This is a genomic window from Sphingomonas sp. Xoc002 (genome assembly GCF_050408055.1).
GTDB classification, from domain to species: Bacteria; Pseudomonadota; Alphaproteobacteria; order Sphingomonadales; family Sphingomonadaceae; genus Sphingomonas; species Sphingomonas yabuuchiae.
Map to the genome: position 1 here is coordinate 2,544,883 of NZ_CP191175.1, position 24,651 is coordinate 2,569,533.

19 protein-coding genes are annotated in these 24,651 nt (G+C 66.3%); 6 read left to right on the forward strand and 13 right to left on the reverse strand.

Features of this window, described 5'->3' with window-relative positions; translation table 11 throughout:
* Positions 1-40 precede the first annotated feature (40 nt).
* From ACQR50_RS11460 to ACQR50_RS11470, 3 genes are read right to left on the reverse strand one after another with little or no spacing between them, the layout of a single operon-like run.
* On the reverse strand, positions 41-1,516 hold the full coding sequence (locus tag ACQR50_RS11460; protein WP_428970694.1) for an efflux transporter outer membrane subunit: 1,476 nt from the start codon (positions 1,514-1,516) through the stop codon (positions 41-43).
* Between the two features lie 8 nt (positions 1,517-1,524).
* On the reverse strand, positions 1,525-3,078 hold the full coding sequence (locus ACQR50_RS11465; RefSeq protein ID WP_428968418.1) for an MDR family MFS transporter: 1,554 nt from the start codon (positions 3,076-3,078) through the stop codon (positions 1,525-1,527).
* Positions 3,075-4,271, reverse strand: a complete 1,197-nt coding sequence (locus ACQR50_RS11470) for an HlyD family secretion protein (RefSeq protein ID WP_428968419.1) — start codon at positions 4,269-4,271, stop codon at positions 3,075-3,077. The genes ACQR50_RS11465 and ACQR50_RS11470 overlap by 4 nt, the downstream gene beginning before the upstream one ends.
* 96 nt (positions 4,272-4,367) lie before the next feature.
* On the opposite strand from ACQR50_RS11470, the gene ACQR50_RS11475 reads away from it, so the two are divergent.
* Entirely contained in the window at positions 4,368-4,802 is a 435-nt protein-coding gene (locus tag ACQR50_RS11475) for a MarR family winged helix-turn-helix transcriptional regulator (protein WP_428968420.1), read from the forward strand.
* Positions 4,803-4,810: 8 nt separating this feature from the next.
* Here the strand turns inward: ACQR50_RS11475 and ACQR50_RS11480 are convergent, their stop codons facing one another.
* From ACQR50_RS11480 to ACQR50_RS11490, 3 genes are all read right to left on the reverse strand, one after another.
* Positions 4,811-5,215 carry a response regulator gene (locus ACQR50_RS11480; protein ID WP_428968421.1) on the reverse strand — a complete coding sequence of 135 codons (405 nt, stop codon included), beginning with the start codon at positions 5,213-5,215 and terminating at the stop codon, positions 4,811-4,813.
* A 37-nt stretch (positions 5,216-5,252) separates the two neighbouring features.
* The gene (locus tag ACQR50_RS11485) at positions 5,253-6,389 is read right to left on the reverse strand and encodes a GAF domain-containing protein (protein ID WP_428968422.1); all 1,137 of its coding nucleotides are present in this window, start codon (positions 6,387-6,389) and stop codon (positions 5,253-5,255) included.
* A 119-nt stretch (positions 6,390-6,508) separates the two neighbouring features.
* Positions 6,509-8,458 (reverse strand): CocE/NonD family hydrolase, encoded by a 1,950-nt coding sequence (locus ACQR50_RS11490; protein ID WP_428968423.1) that lies wholly within the window; start codon positions 8,456-8,458, stop codon positions 6,509-6,511.
* A 210-nt stretch (positions 8,459-8,668) separates the two neighbouring features.
* Here ACQR50_RS11490 and ACQR50_RS11495 point away from each other — a divergent pair, with 210 nt between their 5' ends.
* Entirely contained in the window at positions 8,669-9,376 is a 708-nt protein-coding gene (locus ACQR50_RS11495) for a FadR/GntR family transcriptional regulator (RefSeq protein WP_428968424.1), read from the forward strand.
* A 36-nt stretch (positions 9,377-9,412) separates the two neighbouring features.
* On the opposite strand, the gene ACQR50_RS11500 is transcribed toward ACQR50_RS11495, so the two are convergent.
* From ACQR50_RS11500 to ACQR50_RS11510, 3 genes are all read right to left on the reverse strand, one after another.
* Positions 9,413-11,197, reverse strand: coding sequence for an FUSC family protein (locus tag ACQR50_RS11500; protein WP_428968425.1), 1,785 nt, complete (start codon positions 11,195-11,197; stop codon positions 9,413-9,415).
* 166 nt (positions 11,198-11,363) lie between these two features.
* Positions 11,364-13,604: an alpha-galactosidase gene (locus ACQR50_RS11505; protein ID WP_428968426.1), complete on the reverse strand. Its 2,241-nt coding sequence runs from the start codon at positions 13,602-13,604 to the stop codon at positions 11,364-11,366.
* 75 nt (positions 13,605-13,679) lie between these two features.
* On the reverse strand, positions 13,680-14,930 hold the full coding sequence (locus ACQR50_RS11510) for an NAD(P)/FAD-dependent oxidoreductase (protein ID WP_428968427.1): 1,251 nt from the start codon (positions 14,928-14,930) through the stop codon (positions 13,680-13,682).
* A gap of 198 nt (positions 14,931-15,128) precedes the next feature.
* Here ACQR50_RS11510 and ACQR50_RS11515 point away from each other — a divergent pair, with 198 nt between their 5' ends.
* Positions 15,129-15,344, forward strand: a complete 216-nt coding sequence (locus ACQR50_RS11515) for a DUF4170 domain-containing protein (RefSeq protein ID WP_056433879.1) — start codon at positions 15,129-15,131, stop codon at positions 15,342-15,344.
* 82 nt (positions 15,345-15,426) lie between these two features.
* Here ACQR50_RS11515 and ACQR50_RS11520 read toward each other — a convergent pair whose 3' ends face one another.
* From ACQR50_RS11520 to carA, 4 genes are all read right to left on the reverse strand, one after another.
* Positions 15,427-16,065 carry a rhomboid family intramembrane serine protease gene (locus ACQR50_RS11520; protein ID WP_428968428.1) on the reverse strand — a complete coding sequence of 213 codons (639 nt, stop codon included), beginning with the start codon at positions 16,063-16,065 and terminating at the stop codon, positions 15,427-15,429.
* A gap of 4 nt (positions 16,066-16,069) precedes the next feature.
* Positions 16,070-16,546, reverse strand: coding sequence for a transcription elongation factor GreA (gene greA, locus ACQR50_RS11525; RefSeq protein WP_042483476.1), 477 nt, complete (start codon positions 16,544-16,546; stop codon positions 16,070-16,072).
* A 94-nt stretch (positions 16,547-16,640) separates the two neighbouring features.
* Positions 16,641-19,973: a carbamoyl-phosphate synthase large subunit gene (gene carB, locus ACQR50_RS11530; RefSeq protein ID WP_428968429.1), complete on the reverse strand. Its 3,333-nt coding sequence runs from the start codon at positions 19,971-19,973 to the stop codon at positions 16,641-16,643.
* Between the two features lie 273 nt (positions 19,974-20,246).
* Positions 20,247-21,437: a glutamine-hydrolyzing carbamoyl-phosphate synthase small subunit gene (gene carA / locus ACQR50_RS11535; RefSeq protein ID WP_428968430.1), complete on the reverse strand. Its 1,191-nt coding sequence runs from the start codon at positions 21,435-21,437 to the stop codon at positions 20,247-20,249.
* Positions 21,438-21,577: 140 nt separating this feature from the next.
* On the opposite strand from carA, the gene ACQR50_RS11540 reads away from it, so the two are divergent.
* From ACQR50_RS11540 to dnaG, 3 genes are read left to right on the forward strand one after another with little or no spacing between them, the layout of a single operon-like run.
* On the forward strand, positions 21,578-22,030 hold the full coding sequence (locus ACQR50_RS11540; RefSeq protein WP_058733516.1) for a GatB/YqeY domain-containing protein: 453 nt from the start codon (positions 21,578-21,580) through the stop codon (positions 22,028-22,030).
* A gap of 23 nt (positions 22,031-22,053) precedes the next feature.
* Entirely contained in the window at positions 22,054-22,728 is a 675-nt protein-coding gene (locus tag ACQR50_RS11545) for an endonuclease domain-containing protein (protein ID WP_428968431.1), read from the forward strand.
* 13 nt (positions 22,729-22,741) lie between these two features.
* Positions 22,742-24,589, forward strand: a complete 1,848-nt coding sequence (gene dnaG, locus ACQR50_RS11550) for a DNA primase (protein WP_428968432.1) — start codon at positions 22,742-22,744, stop codon at positions 24,587-24,589.
* Positions 24,590-24,651: the final 62 nt, after the last annotated feature.

The window sequence follows — 24,651 nt, forward strand, 5'->3', positions numbered from 1 at the left end:
TCGGGCGCGGTCCCCCTCCCCATCTGACGATGGGGAGGAATTAGGAGGAGGGGCGCCAACCCAGGCCGAGCGCCTTTTGCAGCGCGACGTAATCATTCGTCAGCCCGGCGACCGCCTGCGACAGCGACTGCTGCGCCGCCACGCGCTGCCGTTCCGCGTCCAGCGTGTCGATCAGCGTGGCCGCGCCCGCCCGATAGCGCTGCTGCATCAGCGCTGCAGAGCGATCCGCCGACGCCTTGGCCCGTGCCAGCGTCGCCACCGTGTTCCGCCGCGCCCGGAAGCGCGACAGCGAATCCTCGGCATCGCGCAGTGCCGACAGGACCGCACCGCGATAACGCGCTTCCGCCTCGTCGCGCGCGCCCTCGGCCTGGCCGACCCGCGCATTGGCGCGGCCGAAGTTCAGGACGTTCCACTGAAGCATCGGCGCACCCAGCGTCACCAGATTGTCGAGATCGGTCAGTGCGTCGAGCGAGGTGCCGCCGATGCCGATGATGCCCATCAGGTTGAGGCGCGGGAACTTCGCCGCCTCCGCCACGCCGATCCTCGCGGTCTGCGCCGCCAGATTGCGCTCGGCCGCTCGGATGTCCGGGCGACGCTGGAGCAGCGCAGTCGGATCGCCGACCGCCACCTGCGCCGGCGGCAACGGCACCGGCCCCGCCTGGGTCAGGCGCTGGTCGAGCGTGCCAGGTGCCTCGCCGATCAGGATAGCGAGCGCATTGAGATAGGTTTCGACCGAGGACGACAGCGGCAGGATCTGCGCATCGGTGCTTTCCACCTGATTGCGCAACCGCTCGACCTCCAGTTGCGAGGCGGTGCCGTTGTTGAACCGCTGGAGCGTCAGGTTCAGCGTATCGCGCTGCATCTTCGACGCCTCGCGCGCCAGGATCAGCCGCTGCTGCGCATCGCGAAGCCCGACATAGGCCTGGGCGACATCGGCGCTGAGCGAGACCTGTGCGTCGGCGACATTGGCCTCCGCCGCCTCGGCGCTGGCGCGCGCGGCCTCGACGGTGCGACGACGGCCGCCGAACAGGTCGATCTCCCAGCTGGCATCGAAGCCCAGGTTGAAGAAGTCGACATTGGTGCCGCCGCCCGAGCCGCTCGCCGAACCGCCGGACGCGCCTCCATTGGCGCCGCCCTGCTCTTCGCCACCGCCGCCAAGGTTGAGTTCGGGCAGATTGGCGTGGAGATAGGTCGCGCTGGCATTCGCATTGGGCGCCTGATTGGCCCGCTCCAGTCGCAGCGAGGACCGCGCCTGCTTCAGTCGGGCCTGTGCCACCGCGACGTTCGGATTGGACGCCAGCGCCCGCTCCTCCAGCCAGTTGAGCATCGGATCGTTCAGCGTCGCCCACCAGTCGGCCACCGCAGGCGCGGTCGTCGCCAGCGTATTGTCGGCGCGTGCGAACCCGGCGGGCGGGGTCGCGGCCGAGCCGATGGCCTTGGGCGGCCCGGCATAGTTCGGCCCGACGGTGCAGGCCCCCAGCAGGAGGAGCGGGATGAGGGAAAGCTGCTTGCGCATCATGGGTCTCAATGCATCGCCACGGGGCCGCCCTTGGGCAGCGGGCGGAGGAACAGGACAAGCGGCATCACCATGATGATGCCGACGCACAGGATGAAGAACAGGTCGTTATAGGTCATGACCAGCGCCTGTTGCCGGATCGTGTTGCCGATCATGCGCAGCGCGGCGTCGGGGCTGCCGAATTGCTGGGTCAGCGCGTCGATCCATCCCTGGGTCGATCCCGAATTGGCCGTCAGCGATTCCTCCAGCCGACGCTCGTGCAGGAAGCTGCGCTGGTCCTGCACGGTGGCGATGCCCGCCAGCGCGAAGGAGCCGCCCAGGTTGCGCGCCGCGCTGAACAGTCCCGCCGCATCGCCCGCCTGCGACGGCGGCACCGACGAGATCGCCGCCTGGTTCAGGAACAACATGCCCAGGATCGTGCCGACGCCGCGCAACAACTGGCTGTCGGTGAACGAACTGCCGGTGGAATCGGCGGTCAGCACCGTGTCGATCCCCGCGCTCAGCGCCATGATGCCCAGCCCCAGGCCGACCGCGATACGGATGTCGACCTTCTTGATGAGGATCGGGGTGAACGGCATCATGAGCAGGCTGGGGATGCCGCTCAACAGCACGACCTTGCCCGCCTGAAACGCGTTATAGCCAGCGATCGAGGCGAGGAACTGCGGGATCACATAAGAGGTGCCGTAGAGCACCATGCCCAGCACGATGCCCATGATGACGACGCTGCCGAACTGGCGGTCGAGCAGCAACTTCAACCGGATGACCGGGCGCGACGCGACGAACTGCCCGGCGAACAACAGGCCGAAGCCGAAGATCGACAGTGCGGTCAACTCGATGATCTCGCGCGACTCGAACCACTGCTCGCGCTGCCCTTCCTCGAGCACGACGGTCAGGCCGCCCAGCCCCAGCGCAAGGCCCGCAATACCCAGCCAATCGGCCTTAGCCAGCTCGGACAGATGCGGCTTCTGGTGCGGCAGGCCGACGAGCAGCAGCGTGACGAGCACCGCGCCGACGGGGATGTTGAGGAAAAAGGCATAGTGCCAGCTGACATTCTCGGTCAGCCAGCCGCCGATCAGCGGCCCCATGACGGGGCCCAGAATGGCGGTGACGCCGAAGAACGCCGTCCCGATCGGCTGCTGCTCGCGCGGCAGACGGGTGGCGATGATGGTCAGCGCGGTGGGGATCAGCGCGCCGCCGGTGATGCCCTGCCCCGCGCGGCCGATGATCATCATCGTCAAATTGGTCGACAGGCCGCAGACCACCGAAAAGCCGGTGAACAGGATCGAGGCGATCAGCAAGAAGGTGCGCAGGCCCAGCAACCGCTCCAGCCACGCCGACAGCGGAATGATGATGATCTCGGCGACCAGATAGGAGGTCGCGATCCACGTCCCCTCGGTCCCGCTCGCGCCGATCTCGCCCTGGATGGTCGGCAGCGCGGAGTTGACGATCGAGATGTCGAGCGTCGCCATCAGTGCGCCGATGCTGCCCGCCGCGACGGCGAGCCAGGCGGTCAGGTCGGCCTTCGCCGGAGGGGCGCCCCGCTGGGCGGCGGCGGCGCTCACTGGCGCTGCGCCCCCTCCCGCGCTTCGTTATGCTGGTCCTGCTGCTCGGCGATGTGCTTCAGCGCGCCCTTGGCCGAGCGGGTGTCGACCGTCACCTCGACCGACATGCCCGGCACCATCAGCGCACGGGTCTGCGCATCGGCGTCGACCGCGATGCGGACGGGCACGCGCTGCACGATCTTGGTGAAGTTGCCGGTCGCGTTCTGCGGCGGCAGGAGCGAGAATTGCGCGCCGGTGCCCGGCGCCACGCTCTCGACATGCCCCTTGATCTCGACGCCCGGCAGCGCATCGACGTCGATCTTCACCGGCTGGCCGGGGCGCATCAGGCCCAGCTGCGTCTCCTTGAAGTTCGCGTTGATATACAGCTGGTTGACCGGCACGATCGACATGGTCCGCGTGCCCGCCTGCAGGAACTGGCCGACGCGCACCGTCTTGTTGCCGACGCGACCGCCGATCGAGGCGCGGATCGTGGTCGAACCCAGATTGACCTCGGCGGCGTCCAGCTGCGCCTTGGCGGCCTGCCCCTGCGAACGCGCCTGCTGCACCTGCGCGTCGAGCGTGCCGATACGGCGACGCGACGCGGCCAGCGCGGCGGAAGCAGCGGCGACCTTCGCATTGGCCTGACGCGCCTGGTTCTGAAGCTGCGACAGACGCTCGCGGCTCTCGGCACCCGATGCGGCGAGCGGCGTGTAGCGCGTCACCTCGGCCTGGGCGAACGCGGCATCGCTCTGCGCGGCGCGGAGATCGGCCTCGGCGCGGTCGATCGCGGCCTGCTGTTCCTTGATCTGCGCCTGGACGCCCTCGGCATTGGCGCGGGCGACACCGATCTGCGCCTGGATCTGCGCGGTCTGCGCCTGATAGTCGCGGGTATCGATCTGGAGCAGCGGCTGGCCCGCCTGGACATTCTGGTTTTCGCCGACGAACACCTTGTCGACATAGCCCGAGACCTTGGGCGCGACCGTGACCGCATCCGCCTGGATGAAGGCGTCGTTGGTCGTCTGCATATACTGGCCGACGCTCTTGTAGTTCGCATACCAGAAGACGCCGCCGATCACCGCGACCGCCGCGACGACCAGCAGGATGACGCGGATGCGCCGCTTCTTGGCGGGCGATACAGGGGTCTTGTCCTCCGCCGTCTCCGCGTCCTGGCGCTCGGCGTCCTGCCCCTCATTCACTTGGTCTGCGTCGGCCACAGCGGCCTCCCTGTCGATGGAATCAAAAGAACTGGATGGTGCATTTGCTCGCACTTGCACAATAAGGCAAGACCATTTATTGAGCTACCTCATATTATGTGCGATTATGAAACCCTGGCGCTCCGCTACAGCCGCATCTATCTGCGTTTCCATCGACTTCTGGACCGGCAGATGGCCGCGCAAGGCGCGTCGCTGGCGCGCACCAAGATGCTCCACTTCATCGCCAACAACGCGCCGGTCCGTGCCGCCGATGTCGCCGACTGGTTCGACCTGGCCCCCCGCACGGTGACGCAGGCGATCGACACGATGGAGCGCGACGCGCTGGTGGTGCGCGTACCCGACCCCGACGACCGGCGGGCGAAGCGGCTCGACATCACCGATCATGGACGGCAGGTCCTGCGCCAGACCGAGCCGCTGCGTCGAACGCTGATCGCTCAGGCCTTCGGCTTGCTGAGCGATGAGGAAGTCGGGCAGTTCGCGCGAATCCTCGACAAGATGGAACAGGCGATCGAGGGTTCGCCCGGAAACTAGAACCGCGATCAGATCCGCTCGCCATAGAAACGCAGCGCAGCCGGCGGATCGCTGGGCCGCCCGCCCTGCGCCACCACATGCGCGGCACGGACGGCAGCGCCCAGGCTGCCCGCGCGAAACGGCTTGGCGATGCAGCCGATGACCAGCGGATGGCCGCCACGCTCGGGACAATTGCCGCTCAGGAAGATGCAGGGGATGCCGCGATCGGCGAGCAGTTGGGCGGCGGTCAGGCCACTATCGCCATCGGCCAGCTTCACGTCGCATAGTGCAAGGTCGGGGCGCTCCTCATCGACCAGCGCCATGGCGGCGGAGACGGTGTCGGCAATGCCGATCACGCGGTGGCCGTGCAGGGTCAGCGCATCCTCGACCAGCATGGCGACCAGCGCCTCATCCTCGATAATGAGGAGGTTCAAAGGAGTTTCGTCGCCGCGATCGTCACCGGCAAGTTCTTCAGGACGCGGGGCAAGCCCCGTACGCGCCGCCGTCATGCGGCATGACCAAGATCAGGCACCCATCATCCTCGTTCGTCAACGTCGCGCGCAACTGATGGCAAAGCCTCGCCACCAATCGATCCCGGTCGACCACATCGGCGATACGTCCCCATCCGATCGCCTCAAACGAGATACGGAGCATTTCGTTCCCCGGCACGCCATTCACCGTGAAGACGATGCGTGGCACCCCTGCCCCTTGCGCCATCAGCGCATCGAGCAGCAGCGCGGCCGCCACCGCGCGTTCGATCGGCACCGCGACCGGGCTGCCGACCGTGATCGGCGACTCTCCCGTCTCGCCGCGCAGCTGCGCGATCACGTCGCCGAACAGCGCGGGCAGGTCGACCAGCCCCGGATCGGCAGTGGCGTAGAGCGGCCGGTGCGCGCTCGCCAGCACCTGCAACCGTTCGGCCGCCCGCATCAGCGCGCGGCGCGTGCCGGTATCGGGGGCCTCCCGCCCTTCATGCGAGACGAGACCGATCGCCACTTGCAGCGCGTTGCGGACCCGGTGGTTCAGCTCGGCCAGCAACTGCGCCTGGGTATCGAGCCCGCGCCGCAGCGCCTCCTCGATCCGCAACCGGTGCTGCGCCAGCGCGGCATAATGGCACAGCAGCAGCAACAGCCGCCGCTCCTCCTCGTCGAAGGGCCTTGCCGCGCGCCGCCCGAAGCCGAGCGTGCCCAACAACTCGTCCCCGTGCAGCAGCGGCATACAGAGATAAACCTGGACGCCCAGCGACCGGACGAACCCCGTCCGCTCCTCACCGCTGGTCTGGATATCGGTCAGGTGCAGCGTACGCCGCTCGCGCATCGCCTGACCGCAGGCGGACGGCCCGATGTCCAGACCGGCCGCCGCCTGCCACTCCGCTCGGGTCAGGCCGCCCGCGGTCTCCAGCCGGACGGCATCGCCGTCGCGGCGAAAATGGAAAAAGACGTCGAGATGCAGCTCGTCACGGATCAGCGCGAACAGCGAGTCGATCATCGCGGCCGGGTCATCCGCCGCCATCAGCCGGTCGGTCGCCGCCGCCACGAGCGACAGGTAGCGCTGCGCATCGGCAGGGCTGGCCGCAGCCGTTCCGATCGCTTCGCCGGGCAGCGGCAAAGGCGGGGATGAAGGTGGTGGGAGAGCCACGGGACCAGACTAATGCTACCGGCCCGCGGCTCCAAGGGGTGTTTCGGATAAATCCATGGAGGGCGGGCGATCATCCCGCCCCGGACGGATCAGCGCGCCGCCACCGCCGACTGGTCGAGCGGCACGACCGGCAGCCAGACGCGGCTGGCATTGGCGCCGCCGCGTTCCAGCGTGATCGTCGCCTTCCGGTAATCGTCCGCCTTGGCCGTGAAGATATTGGGCACGAAGGTCTGCGGATTGCGATCATAGAGCGGGAAAAGACTGGACTGGACTTGGACCATGATCCGGTGTCCCGGCTGGAACACATGGTTCACGGTCGGCAGGCGGAACTTATATTCCTGCACCTTGCCCGCCGGAATGGCCGTGGGATTGGAGAAGCTGTTGCGATAGCGGCCGCGGAAGATGTCGAGGCTGATCGGCAGTTCATAGCCGCCCATCTTTTCGTCGATCGCGTTTTCGGACGGGTAGACGTCGATGATCTTCACGACGAAATCGCCGTCCGTCCCGGTCGTTCGCGCGAACAGGTCGGCGATCGGTGCGCCGGACACCCGCACCGCCTTGGTCAGGACCGGGGTGGTGTAAGTCACGACGTCGGTGCGGCCATCGACATGCCGCTGGTCGCTGACCAGCCAGTCGCCCCAGCGGCCGTCGTTGAAGTTCACCGGGCGCGACAGATGCGGCACCGGATTGGTGGGGTCGGAGACATAAGCATCCGCCCCCGTCCCCGGCTTGTCGAAGCTGAGCCCCTTGTCATCCGCCAGATAGAGCGGGGTCAGCGGCGCGGCGCACCCGCTCTGGCAGGCGAGCGGCCACTGGGTCAGCTTGTCCCAGTGATTCTCGCCGGTGTTGTAGATGGCGGCGCTGGGCAAGTTGGCGGGCGCGCCGTCCTTCAGATACTGGTTGAACAGCGGCAGGACCATGTCCTCGCGGAACTGCTTGGCGGTGTCGCCATTCCATTGGAACGGCCCCAGGCTGGTCCCGGTGCGGTTGATCTGGCTGTGCCGCCACGGGCCCATCACCAGGAAGTTGTTGCCCAGCTTGCCCTTGGCCTTCAGCGCTTCCCAGGCGGTGATGGCGCCGTACATATCCTCCTGGTCCCACAGCCCCTGTTCCCAGATGGTCGGCACGTTGGAGGGGTTGGCCGCCAGCAGCTTGTCCAGCGCCTGACCCTGCCAGTAGAAGTCATAGGCCGGATGCTGCACCACGCGCTGCCACATGGGCAGCTGGTCATAGCCCGACTTTTTCGCCCAGTCGTTCGCCGAGCCGTAGCGGAAATTCTCGTAATCATCGTAACCGCCGCTGGACGGTGCCTTGCCCTCGCCCTTGTAGCCGGTCTGCGACCCGATCCAGCCGATATTGGCGAGGCGGAAGGCGCCGTAATGGAACCAGTCGTCGCCCATCCAGCCGTCGATCATCGGGCTTTCGGGCGCGGCGACCTTCAGTGCAGGGTGCGGGTTCAGCAGCGCCATGACGACGGTAAAGCCCTCATAGGACGATCCGATCATGCCGACGCGGCCATTGGATTCGGGCAGGTTCGCCTTGTTCACCAGCCAGTCGATCGTGTCATAGGCGTCGGTGACATGATCGACCTTGGTCGCGTTCAGCGGGCCGATGACGGGGCGCGTCACGACATAGTCGCCCTCCGAGCCATACTTGCCGCGAATATCCTGATAGACGCGGATATAGCCCGCCTTGACGAACGCCTCGTCGGCCAGCGGCAGCGCCTCGATCATCTTCGTGCTGTCCGACCGCTTGGCCCGGCCCGCCGCATTATAGGGCGTGCGGGTCAGGACGATCGGAGCGTTCACCGCACCCTTGGGCACGACGATGACGGTGTACAGCTTGGTCCCGTCGCGCATCGGGATCATGATCTCGCGCTTGTCGTAATCACGCTCCCCGACATTGGTCGGCGGCGTGAAGCGGGCGGGAATGTCGCCGACCGTGGAATCGGTAACGACCTTTACGGGCACCTGTTGCGCGGTGGCGGGCGTCAGGACGGCGAGCGCGCTGGCGGCGAGCAGAAACGGGCGAAAACGCATGGAAAACGGACCCCCTCATGGATCGGTGAATGCCGCATCGTGCCGCGACATGGGGTCGGGGGCAACTGGCGGCATTCATGATACAGGGTATCATTGGGAGTGCAACCGGCGCGCATGTCTTGCCTTGCGCTTCCCTTTCGGCGCATCGCCTCATAATATGGTCAGACAACAGCGGGGTGCGCCCCTGCGATCCGGGGAGGACCCTACCGAGTGACGATCCTGAAGCGGCGCGGCCCCGCCCATAGTGCCTTGGCGCGGGACATCGGTGTCGCCATCGTGACCGGCCGCATCCCCACCGGATCGACCCTGCCCGGCGAAGTCGAGATCGCCGAACAACGCGGCATATCACGCTCCGTGGTGCGCGAGGCGCTGCGGATGCTGTCCGCCAAGGGGCTGGTGGTCAGCAAGCCCAAGGCGGGCACGCGGGTGCGCGAGCGGTTGGAATGGAATCTGCTCGATCCCGAACTACTCGCCTGGATGTTCGAGGGCGAGCCGCCCGCCGGTTTCGTCACCAGCCTGTTCCAGCTCCGCCTGATCGTCGAACCCGCCGCCGCCGAGCTCGCCGCCCTCAAGCGCGACACGCGCCAGCTGTCGCGCATGGGGGCCGCGCTGGAGGCGATGGGCGAACATGGCCTCCATACCGAACAGGGGCGCGCCGCCGACCAGCTGTTCCACAACATCATCCTGGAGGCGACGGGGAACGAACTGCTGATCAGCCTGTCGGGCAGCATCGGGGCCGCAGTCCGCTGGACGACGCTCTACAAGCACCGCAGCGCCAAGCTGCCCCGCGACTCCATGCCCGAACACCGCCAGCTTTTCGCCGCCATCGCCGACGCCGATGCCCCCGCCGCTCGGGCCGCGACGATCATACTGGTCGACCAGGCGAGAGAAGATACCGAGCGCGCGCTGGCGCAGTGATGGCGCGGGAAGGGGCGCAGCGATGGGATCGTGCGCTCAGGCCCCTGCCCGTTCTCCCAATTGCGCATGCCATGCCAGGGCGGCGCGCCCGGCCAGGTTGCGCATGTCCTGCAACGACGCCAGATCGGCCTCGCGACGGTTGCGCCGGTGCAGCCAACCACCGAGATCATGGGCTGCGATCTCCGCCTCCACGCTGGCCCGCCCGGCGGCGGCGCGTGCGGCCTCGATGACCGCGAACGGCCGATCACTCTCCACCGCCTCACCATAGCGTCGATTGGCTCGGATGCCGTCCTCGATCCGCTTGGGCAAGGGGGGGCCGAAGTCGCTTTGAAAGGCGAGGACGGCGACCAGAGCGGCGAGGCTGCCGACGACATTGTCGATCATCCGGGCCGACGCGATACCGACGCCCGGATGCAGCATGTCGGTGACCAGCACGAACAGCACCGTCAGGAACATGACGAAAATGGTGTAGTTGACCGACCGCAACGCCATGGTGATCGCGGTCAGGGCCACCGCGACCAGCGCGGGTACGATCGGACCACCCCCGAGCAGGGGCAGCGCGTGCGCCATCATTCCGCCGATCAGGCTGCCCAGGATACGCTCCAGACAGCGCGCCCATGTCACCCGGACGCCGCCCTGAAGCACCACGATCACCGCCATCGCCGCCCAATAGGGATAACCCAGACCGAACATGATCGCCGCATAATAGACCATGACGAGCCCCCCGGCCTGACGCAGCCCCTGGCGAACCATCGAAACCGGCATGCCCGTGCCGACCGTCGCCGGGACGACCTCGACGGCGTCGTTTCGTCCCGTCAGCAGCGCCAGCGCCGATTCGAACGCCGCCGCGCATCCCTTGAACGGATCGTCGGTCAAGGCGCGCCGCACCGCCCGTATCCTCACGCCCGTCTCCGCCAGCGGGGACTCCGTGCGGGGACGCTGACGGAGAGATAGCCACCAGGCGGACACCGCGTCGCGGCACGCCTTAGCCAGAGCCGTCCGCTCCTCGCGCCGCCCATAGCGATCGATACAGGCCTGATCGAGCGCCAGCAGTGCCCCGAACATCGTTTCCGCCGCCGCCAGTTCGCGCCGGGCCGTCGCCGCCCGGCCCGGCTCGTTCTCGAAGCGGACCAGCACCTCGCGGAACCGCTCGATCGCCAGACGCACCGCACGGCGATGCTCGGCATGGTCGCTATGCCACTGCTCGTCACGGTGCGGACGGTCGCGAAGTCCGGCAAGATAATCCGCCATGTCGAGCAGCCGCGCGCTCACCGATTGACCGGCGCGGCGCAGCGGGTCGAACGCATCGATGCGCCACAGGAGGTTGATCAGCGCATAGCTCCACGCCGCTCCGGCAAAGAACGCCATCGCCAGCAAGAACGCGGCATCCAGCCGGTTCGGAAAGCCGACTGCGACCACCGCAACCACACCCGACAGCGTGCCGACGAGCCCCCCGAACTTCAGCCGCCCGGCGCCCAGCGTCACGAGAAAGACCAGGAGCGGGCCGACGATCATCACCGCATGGGGCGCAATCGACGCCGTCCAGGAGCCAATCAGCACAACCGCCGTTCCTCCGGCCACGAAGACGGCCAGCAGCCGACGGCGCAATTGATCCGGCCCCGGCACGTCGCACAGGCATGTCCAGAAGGCGGCATAGACCGCCCACCCCCATTCGCTCCGCCCCGTCAGGATCGCCAAAAGCAATGGCAAGGCGACCGCCACCGCCGCGCGGTAGCCCTCCGCATGGTTCAGATGTTCGGGGACGAGGCTGAACGAGCGCAACTCCAATCGGCGACCCAGCCTCCGGATCGCCCGTGTCACCCCGTATCGATCGCCCCGAGGCCCCTCGACAAAGCCGCGCTTCGCCACGCAAGTCTCCACCATCCAACACCGCCCAGCATAGCGACTTCGCGATCCTGATCTATATTATGGGTGGAGGAATGACGGTCCAGTGATGGCCGATCTCGTCAATCGCGGGCTTCGTCGATTAGTTCACGGCCTCGAACACGAACGCCGTGCCGACATAGTCGCCCTTGAGCGGCGCACGCAGTCCCCGGTTCATCCAATAGGCGCCCGAGGCCCGCTCCGGCACACCCGCAGGTCGGGCCGATCCATCCAGCATCCGCACCGTATAGACCCGTACCGGGTCCAGCCCCTGCGCGTGGATGGCGGCGGGATTGTCGCGCCACATCGACGAATGCAGCATCTGGAACATCACCGCCTGCCTTTTGTCCTGCCCGACATACATGGTCGCCGCCGTCGCATTGTCGCCGGTCGGGGACTCCAATCGATAGAGCGCGCCGCGCTGCACCGTCTCGCGGATGGTCTTGTACGCCGCGACCCATTTGCGTGCAGTGGCGAAGTCCGCATCCGCCCATTTGTCCAGGTTCGCACCGATCCCCAGCCCGCCCTGCATCGACGACAGGAAACGATAATCCAGGCTGGTCACGCGCGTGTTCGCCCAATTGGGGCTGTCCGTGACCCAGGCCATCATCACCGCCACCGGATAGGCGCGAGTAAAGCCGTCCTGGATGGTCAGCCGGTCGGCCGGATCGGTATTGTCCGAGGGCCAGACCTCATCGGTCAGCCCGATGATGCCCAGGTCCACGCGACCACCGCCGCCGGAACACGCCTCGATCTCCAGCTTCGGATGCCGCCGCCGCAGCTCGGACAGGATGAAATAGAGGTTGCGGACATAATCGACATAGACGCGCTGCTGGTCGGCGACCGGCTGTTCGGGCCAGCCCGCCTCGGTCCAGTTGCGGTTATAGTCCCATTTCAGGAAGGCGATGTCGTTGTCGCCGACCAGCTTGTCGAGCACGGTCAGCAGGTGATCGCGGACATCGGTACGTGCGAGGTTCAGGACCAGCTGGTTGCGCCCCTCGGTACGCGGGCGGTCGGGGAAGTTCAGCACCCAGTCGGGGTGCGCGCGGTACAGGTCGCTGTCGACATTGACCATCTCGGGTTCGACCCACAGGCCGAAGTCCATGCCCAGCCCCGTCACCCGGTCGATCAGGGGCTTCAGGCCATTGGGAAATTTGGTCGGGTTGACGGTCCAGTCGCCCAGTCCCGCCTTGTCGTTGTTGCGTGCGCCGAACCAGCCGTCATCGACCACGAACCGCTCGACGCCGATCTTCGCCGCCTTTTCGGCCAGCGCCATCTGCCCCGCCTCGGTCACGTCGAAGGCCGTCGCCTCCCAGCTGTTATAGAGGACCGGACGCAGCCGCGCTTTGGTCCCGTGCGGCAGGATGTTGGCGACCTCGAACTTGTGGAAGGTGCGCGAGGCCCCGCCCAGCCCGTCGCCGGAATATCCCGCATAGAAGACCGGCGTGTCGAGCGTCTCGCCCGGCTTCAGCGTCCAGGAAAAGTCGTAAGGATTGTATCCGCCCGCGATCCGCACGCGGCCCAGATTATCAGACGTCACGCTGATCCGGAACGAGCCCGACCAGGCGAGCGCACCATACCAGACCGGCCCATGCTCTTCGCTGGTCAGCCCATCGCGGCCGATCGCGAACCAGGGATTGTTGCCATGGCCGGTCGATCCGCGACGGCTCTCCAATATGGTCGCGGCGGCCTCGACCGGCACCGTCTTCCGGGTCCATTCGGCGGCGTGGCGGCCGGTCAGGTAATGAAGCCGGTAATCGTCGCCGACCGGCAGCGAGAGGACCGCCGCCGCCAGCTGGTCGACACGCACCGGCCTGGCATCGCCGTTGCGCACCCTGGCCGAGCGCGCGACGATGCCGGTCGCGGGGTCGATCGTATAGTTCAGGGTGACGAATAGCGGCCGCCGGATATCGGCCAGCTCGACGGTCAGCGTCTCTCCGCTCGCCTTGTGGCTGCGATATTTCAGGACGAGATCGCGATTGCCGTCGGCGAACTGCGCCTTGACGCCCGGCTCGCTGACCAGCCCCTCGCCCTGCCCCGGATATTCCTGAAGCGTGACCGATCCGGCGGGGTCGAAGCCGGACAGTTCGCCCGGCGCCTTCAAGACGATCGGGTCGCCAGTCTTGACCGGATCGCCCGAGATCAGCGGATCGCCCTCCGCCAGTGCCGATCCCCAGTAAAGCGGCTGGAGATAGCCCTTCTCGTCCACCCCCATCGCATAGGTGACGCCGCCGCCATCGAGGCGGAACACCTTCGCCCCCGTCGGTGCCGTCACCTTCGCCGAAACCGGCGCCGCCAGCGCAGCCAGACCCACCCCTGCCAGAATCGCATTCCGCCAGCGCATCACACCTCTCCTGCAAACCTTTGCATTAAGTCTGACATAGCGCGGGGGCGTGATGCAAGCGCTTGTTTCAGAAGATCATTGCCCGGCCAGCGGCCACAGCGTCTTGAGCGGACGACCGGCATCGGCCAGCGCCTCGACCGGCACGGTGGCGCCATCGGCGACCAGCGCCTTGCCCTGCACGAAGTCGCGCATCGCATTGACGCAATCGAGCGCGATCACCCGGCCATGGCGCAGATAGACGACCGAGAAGCTCCGCGTGGCCGGATCGCCACGCAGAATCGCCTGGTCGTGCCCGGTCGACAAGCCGACCGTCTGCAATTTCAGGTCATATTGGTTCGACCAGAACCAGGGCACCGCATGATAGGCGACCTCGCGCGCCATGATCGTGCGCGCCGCCACCGTCGCCTGATCATGGGCGTTCTGCACCGACTCCAGCCGGATGACGGCGCCATCGGCAAAGTCGTTGGCATGGGACGCACAATCGCCCACCGCATAGATATGGGGCAGGCTGGTGCGCCCTTGCGCATCGACCGCGACGCCATTGTCGCCCGCCGCTCCGGCCGCGATCAGCGGCTGGACCGCGGGCACGATGCCGATGCCGACGATCGCCATCTGGGCGGCCAGCACCGTACCGTCGGCCAGCCGGACGCCGCTGATCCGCCCCTCTCCCTCGATACACGCCACGCTCTCGTTGAGCCGCACCGTCACGCCGTGCGCGCGGTGTTCGGCTTCGTAGAAGCGCGACAGGGCCTCGCCCGCGACGCGCGCGAGCACCCGGTCCTGTGCCTCGACGATGGTGACGGCCTTGCCGAACTTGGTCAGCACGGCGGCGGCCTCCAGACCGATATAGCCGCCGCCGATCACCACCACCTGCGCCACCTCGGGCAGTTCGGCGATCAGCCGGTCGACATCGGCGCGGGTACGAACACCGTGCACGCCGGTCAACTGGTGGCCGTCACAGCTCAGCCGCCGGGCATGGCCACCCGCCGCCCAGATCAGCGTGCCATAGTCGATCACGATGCCCGCCGCCGTGGTCAGGCACCGCGCCTCGGCATCGACCGCGACGACCCGCTCGCCCAGCTGCAGCGTGATTGCGCGCTCTTCCCAGAAACGCTCGGGGCGGATCAGGATACGCTCAAACGGCTTGTCCCCGGCCAGATACTCCTTGGACAGCGGCGGGCGTTCATAGGGCGGCCAGTCCTCTTCGCCGATCATCGCGATCGTGCCCTCGAACCCTTCCTGACGCAGCGCGATGGCAGCCTGCGTCCCCGCATGGCCGGTGCCGACGATAACGATGTCGTAAGAGGGATTGTGCATATCGGTCATGACCTATCCCCTAGGATGGATCGCCGGCGGCTGCCAATGACCATGACCCCATGATCATGGCCCAATGACCATGACCCGATGACCATGACCCGATGACCATGACCCAATGACCATGACAAAGCGTTGCAAGTGCGAAAGACCGTCTTCAATCGCGCGACGCTTGCCGCTAGGGGAAAGGGCAAATCCTCAGGAGACACCATGAGCAAGCTGCACCTCGTGTTCGGCGGCCGCGTCAGCGACCCGCAGACCCTCGATTTCGTTGATCCCGCCGGGCTGGAAGTGGTCGGCGTATTCCCCGACTATGCCAGCGCCGAAAAGGCCTGGCGTGCCGCCGCGCAGCGCACCGTCGACGATGCCGAGATGAAGTTCGTGGTGGTGCACCTGCACCGCCTGCTCGAGCCGACGCTCGACTGATCGTGACTCCGAGCGAGGTCGGGGGCGTGACCTTCGACTTCGCTTGCGGGGAACGGCGGGTGGGATCGAGCCCGGCGCGACCTCAGGCGTTGCGATAGCGCCACAGCAGCAACGGCTTGGCAAAGACCAGCCCGGCGATGAACCCGCCGATATGCGCGGCGACCGCGATCGCGCCCAATCCCATGCCCGCATAGCCGAGCAGCAGCTGAATACCGATCCAACCGGCCGCCAGCCAAAGGACATGCGTGAATTCCGCCGACAGTCCGGCGATACCCCGGGTCGCGCGGCGCCGTCCGAACAGCAGCGCATAGGCCCCGACGATGGCGGAGATCGCACCGCTCGCACCGATCATCGGCATGGGCGAGGCGGGATCGGGGAAATATTGCGCCATCGCGGCGGCATAGGCACCCACGACGTACAGCACCGCGATGCCTCGCGGCCCCAGCGCACGCTCGGTCTGCGCGCCGCAATAGACCAGCATCACCAGATTGAAGGCGATATGCGCGAACCCGCCATGGATCAGCGTCGCACTGAGCGGGGTCAGCAGCGTCGGCACCGCAAAGCCGAAATCGGGCGGAAGGACCGCACCCTCGAAGCGCAGGGGTATGAAGCCACCCGCCACCGCCGCATCCGGCACCATGCCGGTAACGATGAGGATCAGCGACACGGCCGCCGTGACGACCGCGATGGCCGTCGTGGCCCGTGCCGCTGCCCAGTTCATCGGGTCAGATGAACTCGATCTTGCTGACGACGTAATAACGGTCGCCCGACGGCACCGTCACCTCGACCTCTTCGTCCAGCTTGCGCCCGATCAGCGCACGGCCGAGCGGCGAGTTGTAGCTGATGCGGCCGGTCTTGGCGTCCGCCTCGGTCTGGCCGACAATCTGATACTTGACCGGCTTGTCGTCCTCGTCGAGCAGCGTGACGGTCGCACCGAACACGATCTTGTCGCCCGACAGATCCTTCGGGTCGATGATCTGCGCACGGCTCAGCTTGTCCTCGATGTCGGCGATCGTCGCCTCGACCTGACCCTGCCGTTCCTTGGCCGCATGATATTCGGCGTTTTCGGACAGGTCGCCGTGTGCACGCGCTTCCTCGATCGCGTCGACGATCAGCGGCCGCTCTTCTTTCAGACGCCGCAGGTCCTGGGTGAGCTTGTCATAGCCCTCCTGGAGCATCGGCATCTTTTCGACGGTCGCCATATTCCTAGTCCCCAATTCTTACGCATTCCCGGTACGGACCGCCCTCCCAAACCGGGAGAGCGGCCCGCCAGCACATCATGTTCTCATGTCGGGATCAGTTGTGCGAACGGGAATAGTAGGATTGCAGGGGACGTACTTCAAGACCACGGGTCGCCGACGCCGCAATCGCCTTCGCCGCCTCGACGCTGGCGGGCGCCGTGGTGAAGTAGGGAATCTTCTGGCCGAGCGCGGCTTCGCGGATCGGCTTGGAGTCCTTCAGGCTCTGCCATCCCTCGGTCGTGTTGAAGATCAGGGTGATGCCGCCGTCCTTGATCCGGTCGACGATATGCGGCCGCCCTTGCGCCACCTTGTTGATCTTCTCGACCGTGACGCCTGCACGGTCGAGATAATCGGCGGTGCCCCCCGTGGCGACGATCGCGAAGCCCGCTTCCGACAGCATCCGGGCGGCGGGAACGATCTGTTCCTTGTCGCCGTCCTTGACGCTGATGAAGACCGCGCCTTCGGTCGGCAGGACGGTGCCCGCCCCCAGCTGCGACTTGGCGAAGGCGGTGGTGAAGTCGGGGTCGATACCCATGACTTCGCCCGTGGACTTCATTTCGGGCGACAGCACCGGATCGACACCGGGGAAGCGCGCGAAGGGGAAGACCGCTTCCTTGACCGCATAATAGTCGATGTGGCGATCGATCGGCGGCAGGTCGGCCAGCTTCTCGCCCGCCATGACGCGCGCGGCGATTTTGGCGATGGGGGTGCCGATCGCCTTGGCGACGAAGGGCACGGTGCGGCTGGCGCGCGGGTTGACCTCGATCAGATAGACCGTGCCGTCCTTCACCGCGAACTGGATGTTCATCAGACCACGCACGTTCAGGCCGCGCGCCAATGCTTCCGCCTGACGCTCGATCTCGGCGATGATCTCGGCCGACAGGCTGTAGGGCGGCAGCGAGCAGGCCGAGTCGCCCGAATGGACGCCCGCTTCCTCGATATGCTGGAGCACGCCCGCCACGACGACCTGGTCACCGTCGCAGATCGCGTCCACGTCCACTTCGATCGCGTCGCGCAGATACTGGTCGATCAGCACCGGGGCGTCGCCCGACACCTGCACCGCCGTCTGGATATAATCCTCCAGCTGCTGGGGTCCGTCGACGATCTCCATGGCGCGGCCGCCCAGCACGAAGCTGGGGCGCATCAGCACCGGATAGCCGACGCGCTCGGCGACGATCAGCGCTTCCTCGCGGCTGCGCGCGATGCCGTTCTTGGGCTGGTGCAGCTTCAGCTTGTCGACGAGTGCGGCGAACTGCTCGCGGTCCTCGGCCAGGTCGATCGCGTCGGGGCTGGTGCCCAGGATCGGGATACCCGCCGATTCCAGCGCGCGGGCGAGGTTCAGCGGAGTCTGGCCGCCGAACTGCACGATCACGCCGATCAGCTCGCCCTTCGACTTCTCGACATCGAGAATGGCCAGCACGTCCTCGGCGGTCAGCGGCTCGAAATAGAGCCGGTCCGAGGTGTCATAGTCGGTGCTGACCGTTTCCGGGTTGCAGTTGATCATGATCGTCTCATAGCCCGCATCCGCCAGCGCGAAGCAGGCGTGGCAGCAGCAATAGTCGAACTCGATGCCTTGCCCGATCCGGTTCGGACCGCCGCCCAGGATGACGATCTTCTTCCGATCGCTGGGCACCGCCTCGTCCTCGGGCTCGCCGAAGGTCGGGGCTTCGTAGGTCGAGTACATATACGGCGTCTTGGCGTCGAACTCGGCCGCGCAGGTGTCGATCCGCTTGAAGACCGGACGCACGCCCAGCTTCTGGCGATGCTCGCGCACCTCCTGCTCGGTGACGCCGCCGGTCATCATCTTGACGACCTCGTGGATCAGGCCGGACCCACGCGCGATGCCCCGATCCATGCCGCGCAGGTTCGCCGATTGCAGCGCCAGATAAGCGAGGCGCTTGTCGGAGAAGCCCATCGCCTTCAGGCGGCGCATCCCCGCCGCATCCTGCGGCAGGCCGTTTGCCATGACTTCCGCTTCGGCCGCGACGATCTCGGCGATCCGCTCCAGGAACCAGGGATCGTACTTCGCGATCGCATGGACTTCGGCGACGGTGAAGCCTTCGCGCAGCGCCTGCGCCGCGACCAGCAGCCGGTCGGGAGTCGCCTTGGCCAGCGCGGCCTCGATCTCGGCGCGCGGCGCGCCGACCAGATGCTCGACATCGTTGAAGCCGCTGAGACCCGTCTCCAGACCGCGCAGCGCCTTCTGCATGGACTCGTGGATGTTGCGGCCGATCGCCATGACCTCGCCGACCGACTTCATCGCGGTCGACAGCACCGGCTCCGAACCCTTGAACTTCTCGAAGGCGAAGCGCGGGATCTTGGTGACGACATAGTCGATCGTCGGTTCGAACGAGGCCGGGGTCGCGCCGGTGATGTCGTTCTCGATCTCGTCCAGCGTATAGCCGACCGCCAGCTTGGCCGCGACCTTGGCGATCGGGAAGCCGGTCGCCTTCGACGCCAGCGCGGATGAGCGCGACACGCGCGGGTTCATCTCGATGACGATCAGGCGACCGTCCTTCGGATTGACCGCGAACTGCACGTTTGAGCCGCCGGTCTCCACGCCGATCTCACGCAGCACCGCCAGGCTGGCGTTGCGCATGATCTGATATTCCTTGTCGGTCAGGGTCAGCGCGGGCGCGACGGTGATCGAGTCGCCGGTATGGACGCCCATCGGATCGATATTCTCGATCGAGCAGATGATGATGGAATTGTCGTTGCGATCGCGCACGACCTCCATCTCATATTCCTTCCAACCGAGGAGCGATTCCTCGATCAGCACCTCGGTCGTCGGCGAGGCGTCGAGCCCGGCGCGGACGATCGCGATGAACTCCTCGCGGTTGTATGCGACGCCGCCGCCGGTGCCGCCCAACGTGAAGCTGGGGCGGATAATGGCGGGCAGGCCGACCTTCTCCAGCCCCGCCAGCGCCTCCGCCTCGGTATGCGCGATGGCCGAGCGAGCCGATTCCAGCCCGATCTTCTCCATCGCGACCTTGAACTTCTGACGGTCCTCGGCCTTATCGATCGCCTCGGCATCGGCGCCGATCATCTGGACGCCGAACTTCTCCAGCGTGCCGTCATGGAACAGCGCCAGCGCGGTGTTCAGCGCAGTCTGGCCGCCCATGGTCGGCAGGACCGCATCGGGGCGTTCCTTCTCGATGATCTTGGCGACGACCGCAGGCGTGATCGGCTCGACATAGGTCGCGTCGGCCAGTTCGGGGTCCGTCATGATCGTCGCCGGGTTCGAATTGACCAGGACGATGCGATAGCCCTCTTCCTTCAGGGCCTTGATCGCCTGCGTGCCCGAATAGTCGAACTCGCACGCCTGACCGATGACGATCGGACCAGCGCCGATAACGAGGATGGAGGAGATGTCGGTGCGTTTTGGCATATTATTTTCCAGCCCTGTAGGCGTCGTTACCGATGTAGCCGATCTTCGTTGCGCCGGTCGGACGCAACTTTCGGATCAAGCATTCTACTTGCTCAAACTTGGCCGTTTGCGACGGGCGGAATATGACTCCACCTTTGCGTCGCGCACGAAGCCATCGTTCAGGAGTACCGCATTGAGCGCTAATCGCGTTTAGTTCGCCTTGCGAAACCTTCGCCAAAGCGGTGTCGGAAACCGCTACCGCTTGGAGGTAAACCGCAATGGCGAACATTGCGCTCACGCTTCTTTTCTCAGCGACCCCACGAACCGCTCGAACAGATAGAAGCTGTCCTGCGGCCCCGGCGAGGCTTCGGGGTGGTACTGGACCGAGAAGGCCGGGCGGTCGGTTAGTTCCAGACCCGCATTCGACCCGTCGAACAGAGACACATGAGTCTCGCGCGCGTTCGCGGGCAGCGTCTCGCGCTCGACCGCGAAGCCGTGGTTCATGCTGGTGATCTCGACCAGGCCGTCGGACAGGCGCTTGACCGGGTGGTTCGCGCCGCGGTGCCCCTGGTGCATCTTGGTGGTCTTGGCGCCGACCGCCAGACCCAGAAGCTGGTGGCCTAGGCAGATGCCGAACAGCGGCTTGCCGGTGTCGAGCAGCTGGCGGATCACCGGCACGGTGTATTCGCCCGTCGCCGCCGGATCGCCCGGGCCGTTGGACAGGAAGATGCCGTCCGGGTTCAGCGCCATCACGTCTTCGAACGAAGCGGTGGCTGGGACCACCGACACCTTCGCACCGGCCTGAACCAGGTTGCGGAAGATGTTGTGCTTGCTGCCATAATCGATCGCGACGACGTGCGGGCGATCCTCGCCCTCGGCACCGGCATAGCCGAAGCCCAGCCGCCACAACCCGCCCTCGCGCGTCTCGCCCCAGCCGTAGTGCAGCTCGGTCGACACGTCCTTCGCCAGGTCCATGCCTTCCAGCCCCGGCCAGGCCTTCGCCTTTTCGAGCAGTGCGGCAATGTCGAACTCACCCGAAGCCGAATGCGCGATCACGCCGTTGGGCGCGCCGGCGGCCCGGATGCGGCGGGTCAGCGCGCGAGTGTCGATGCCCGCCAGGCCGATGCGGTTGTGCCGCGCCATCCATCCGGCGAGGTTTTCCATCGCGCGGAAGTTGGACGGGGCGGTCGGGTCCTCGCGGACGATCATGCCCAGCGCGTGCGGCGCGTCCGCCTCGATATCGTCGGGGTTCGCGCCCACATTGCCGATATGCGGGAAGGTGAAGGTGATGATCTGGCCCGCGAAGGACGGGTCGGTCATGATCTCCTGATAGCCGGTCATCGCGGTGTGGAAACACACCTCTCCGACGGCATCACCCTCGACGCCGAAACCGCGCCCCCATAACACGTCTCCGTTCGCCAGAACGAGAACGCCCGTGGCGCCTTCAGGCTTTTCGGGCATGGCGAATGGCTTGGCGTCGGCCATGATCGGCGGGCACTCCTGCTAAAATGTCTGCAATGTCGCTAAGTGGCGTCCGCTAGGGCCATCGGGCGTTCGCGTCAACCGGTTCACGGAATTGGTTCCATCGGCTAACGTCCCCGCCTTTCAGACAAGACGGAAAAAACATGATTCGCGACGACATCAAGGCCGCGCAGGTGGCCGCCATGAAAGCGGGCGACAAGGAAAGCCGCGCGGCGATCAGCCTGATCCAGGCCGCCATCAAGAACCGCGACATCGAACTCCGTACCGGCGACGCGCCTGCCGACGACGACATGGTCGTGATCGAAGTGCTCCAGAAGATGGTGAAGCAGCGCCGCGAATCGATCGCCATGTACGAACAGGGCGGCCGTCAGGAACTGGCCGACGCCGAAAAGGCCGAGGTCGCGGTGATCGAACGCTTCCTGCCGCAGACGCTGACCGAGGACGAAACGAAGGCCGCGATCGAGGCGATCAAGGCGGAGATCGGGGCGAGCGGCATGAAGGACATGGGCCGGGTGATGGCCGAGCTGAAGGCGCGGCATGCGGCGGTGCTGGATATGAGCAAGGCCAGCGGGTTGGTGAAGGCGGCTTTGGCGTGATGTGAGGTGGGGAGTTTGGGGGCATGGATCGTTTTGATCGCGAGCGGAGTCCCCTCCCCCAGCCCCTCCCGCCTGCGGGAGGGGAGCCTGTTTCGCTTCGCGGAGAGGACAGTCCTCTGCCCCGAGCGCATCCCCTCCCGCAGGCGGGAGGGGACCGAGGGGAGGGCCCCCGACCTTTCCGCGAAAACCGGCCCACGAAACAGGCGCGCGAACTGCGCCTCAATCCGACCGACGCGGAACGGCGATTGTGGCGGGCCTTATCGAGACGCCAAGTCGCAGGCATCCGCTTCAACCGCCAAGTGCCAGTCGTTCCCTACATCGCCGACTTCGCCGCCCGGTCGGAAAAGCTGATCGTCGAGGTCGATGGCGGCCAGCATGGCACTCAAGCCGCCTACGACGAAGCCCGCACCCGTTATCTCGAAGCCCAGGGCTGGCGTGTCATCCGCTTCTGGAACACGACGTTCTGCACAATCTGGAGGGCGTCGTTGCAACCATCGAGCGCACGCTTGCGGAAAAGCCCTCCCCCAACCCCTCCCGCCTGCGGAAGGGGAGCCTGTAACGCTCAGCAGAGAGAACTGTCCTTCGCCAAATGCGCCTCCCCTCCCGCAAGCGGGAGGGGATCGAGGGGAGGGCAAACCCGGACCATCCTCCCCACCCCACCCCTTGCCAAAACACCCCCATCCCGCTACCAATTATAATCACGCGGACGCCATGAGCCTGACCCCGCAATTCCTTGACGAGCTACGCGCTCGGACCAGTCTGTCGGCGTTGATCGGCAAGACGGTGAAGCTGCAAAAGGCGGGCCGGGAATATAAGGGCTGCTGCCCTTTCCATAACGAAAAGACGCCCAGCTTCTACGTCAACGACGACAAGGGCTTTTACCACTGTTTCGGCTGTTCGGCGCATGGCGATGCCATTCGCTGGATGACCGACCAGCGCGGGCTGCCCTTCATCGATGCGGTCAAGGAGCTGGCACAGGTCGCCGGGCTCGACATGCCCGAGCAGGACCGTCGCGCCGCCCAAAAGGCCGAGCGCGCCAAGGGCCTGCACGACGCGATGGCCGATGCCGCCGCGTGGTTCTCCGAACAGTTGGGCGGTCTGTCGGGCGGTGAAGCGCGCGAATTGCTGACCCGCCGCCGGGTTACGCCGGAGACGGCGCGCGCCTTCGGCTTGGGCTTCGCGCCCGACAGTAGGGGCAAGCTGAAGGCGGCGCTCAAGGATTATGGCGACCCGGCGCTGATCGAGTGCGGGCTGCTGATCAAGGTCGACGGCAAGGACCCGTATGACCGGTTCCGTGGCCGCTTGATGATCCCGATCCGCGACGCGCGCGGCCGGGTGATCGCGTTCGGCGGCCGGATCATCGGCGACGGCGAGCCGAAATATCTGAACTCGCCCGACACCCCGCTCTTCGACAAGGGCCGCACCCTCTACAATCTCGACCGTGCCGCCCCCGCCGTGCGCAAGTCCGGCCGGGTGCTGGTGGTCGAGGGTTATATGGACGTGATCGCCCTCGCCCAGGCCGGGATCGAGGAAGCCGTCGCGCCGCTCGGCACCGCGCTGACCGAGCATCAGCTGGAACGGCTGTGGCGGATGGTCGATGTGCCGACGCTCTGCTTCGACGGCGATGCGGCGGGCCAGAAGGCCGCCATCCGCGCCGCGCACCGCGCGCTGCCGCTGCTCCAGCCGGGCAAGAGCCTGTCCTTCGTCACCTTGCCCCAGGGCCAGGACCCCGACGATCTGGTCCAGGAAAAGGGTGCGGCGGGGTTCGAGGCGGTGCTCACCCGCGCCACGCCGCTCAGCGACCTGCTCTGGCAGTCGGAGATCGGCCAGGCCCAGACCGACACGCCCGAAGGCCGCGCCGCACTGAAACAGCGGCTGGAGGAACTGGCGCAGCAGATCCCGCACAAGGATCTGGCCTACGAGTATAAGCGCGCGATGATGTCGCGCTATTTCGACATCTTCGGCATCCGGCGGGTCAATGCGGCGGCGGTGCATCAGGCGGTGGCCGAGGCCAATCGTCATGTCGGGCGGGGCGTCGAATACAGCCTGAAGCGCGCGGTCCTGTTGGGTCTGATGCGCTATCCGCATGTCCTGTGCCGGTACATGGACGAGATCAGCCGGTTGGACATGGGCGACCGCTATCTCAACGACTGGCGGCATCACCTGCTCGACGCGGCGGTCAACGATCCGCATCTGTCGCGCAAGGATGCGGCAGAGGCGGAAAGCCTGATCGAACAGATCATGGCGACGACCGACGTCCATCCGATCGACGCGCGCGACTATACCCGCGACCTGGCGTTCAGCTTCTTCAGCAAGACCAGTGATCCGGCCATTGCGGTCCGCGATCTGGAAAAGATCATCGAGGTCATGCTGGAGGAAAGCGAGACACGCGCGAACCGCGAACGCGCGGTGCAGGCGTTCCAGACCGACATGACCGAGGATCGCTTCGCCGAGCAGACGCGGTGCCATGCGGCGCATGCGCAATCGCGCGACGAACTCTATCGCTGGCTGGAGGCGGCGCGCGATCTGGCCGAGAAGCAAGCCGGGGAGGCCGCTTGATACAGCACCTCTCCCGCCCCATATCCGGGACATATTGGGCGACCTACGCCCGCACTGGAAAA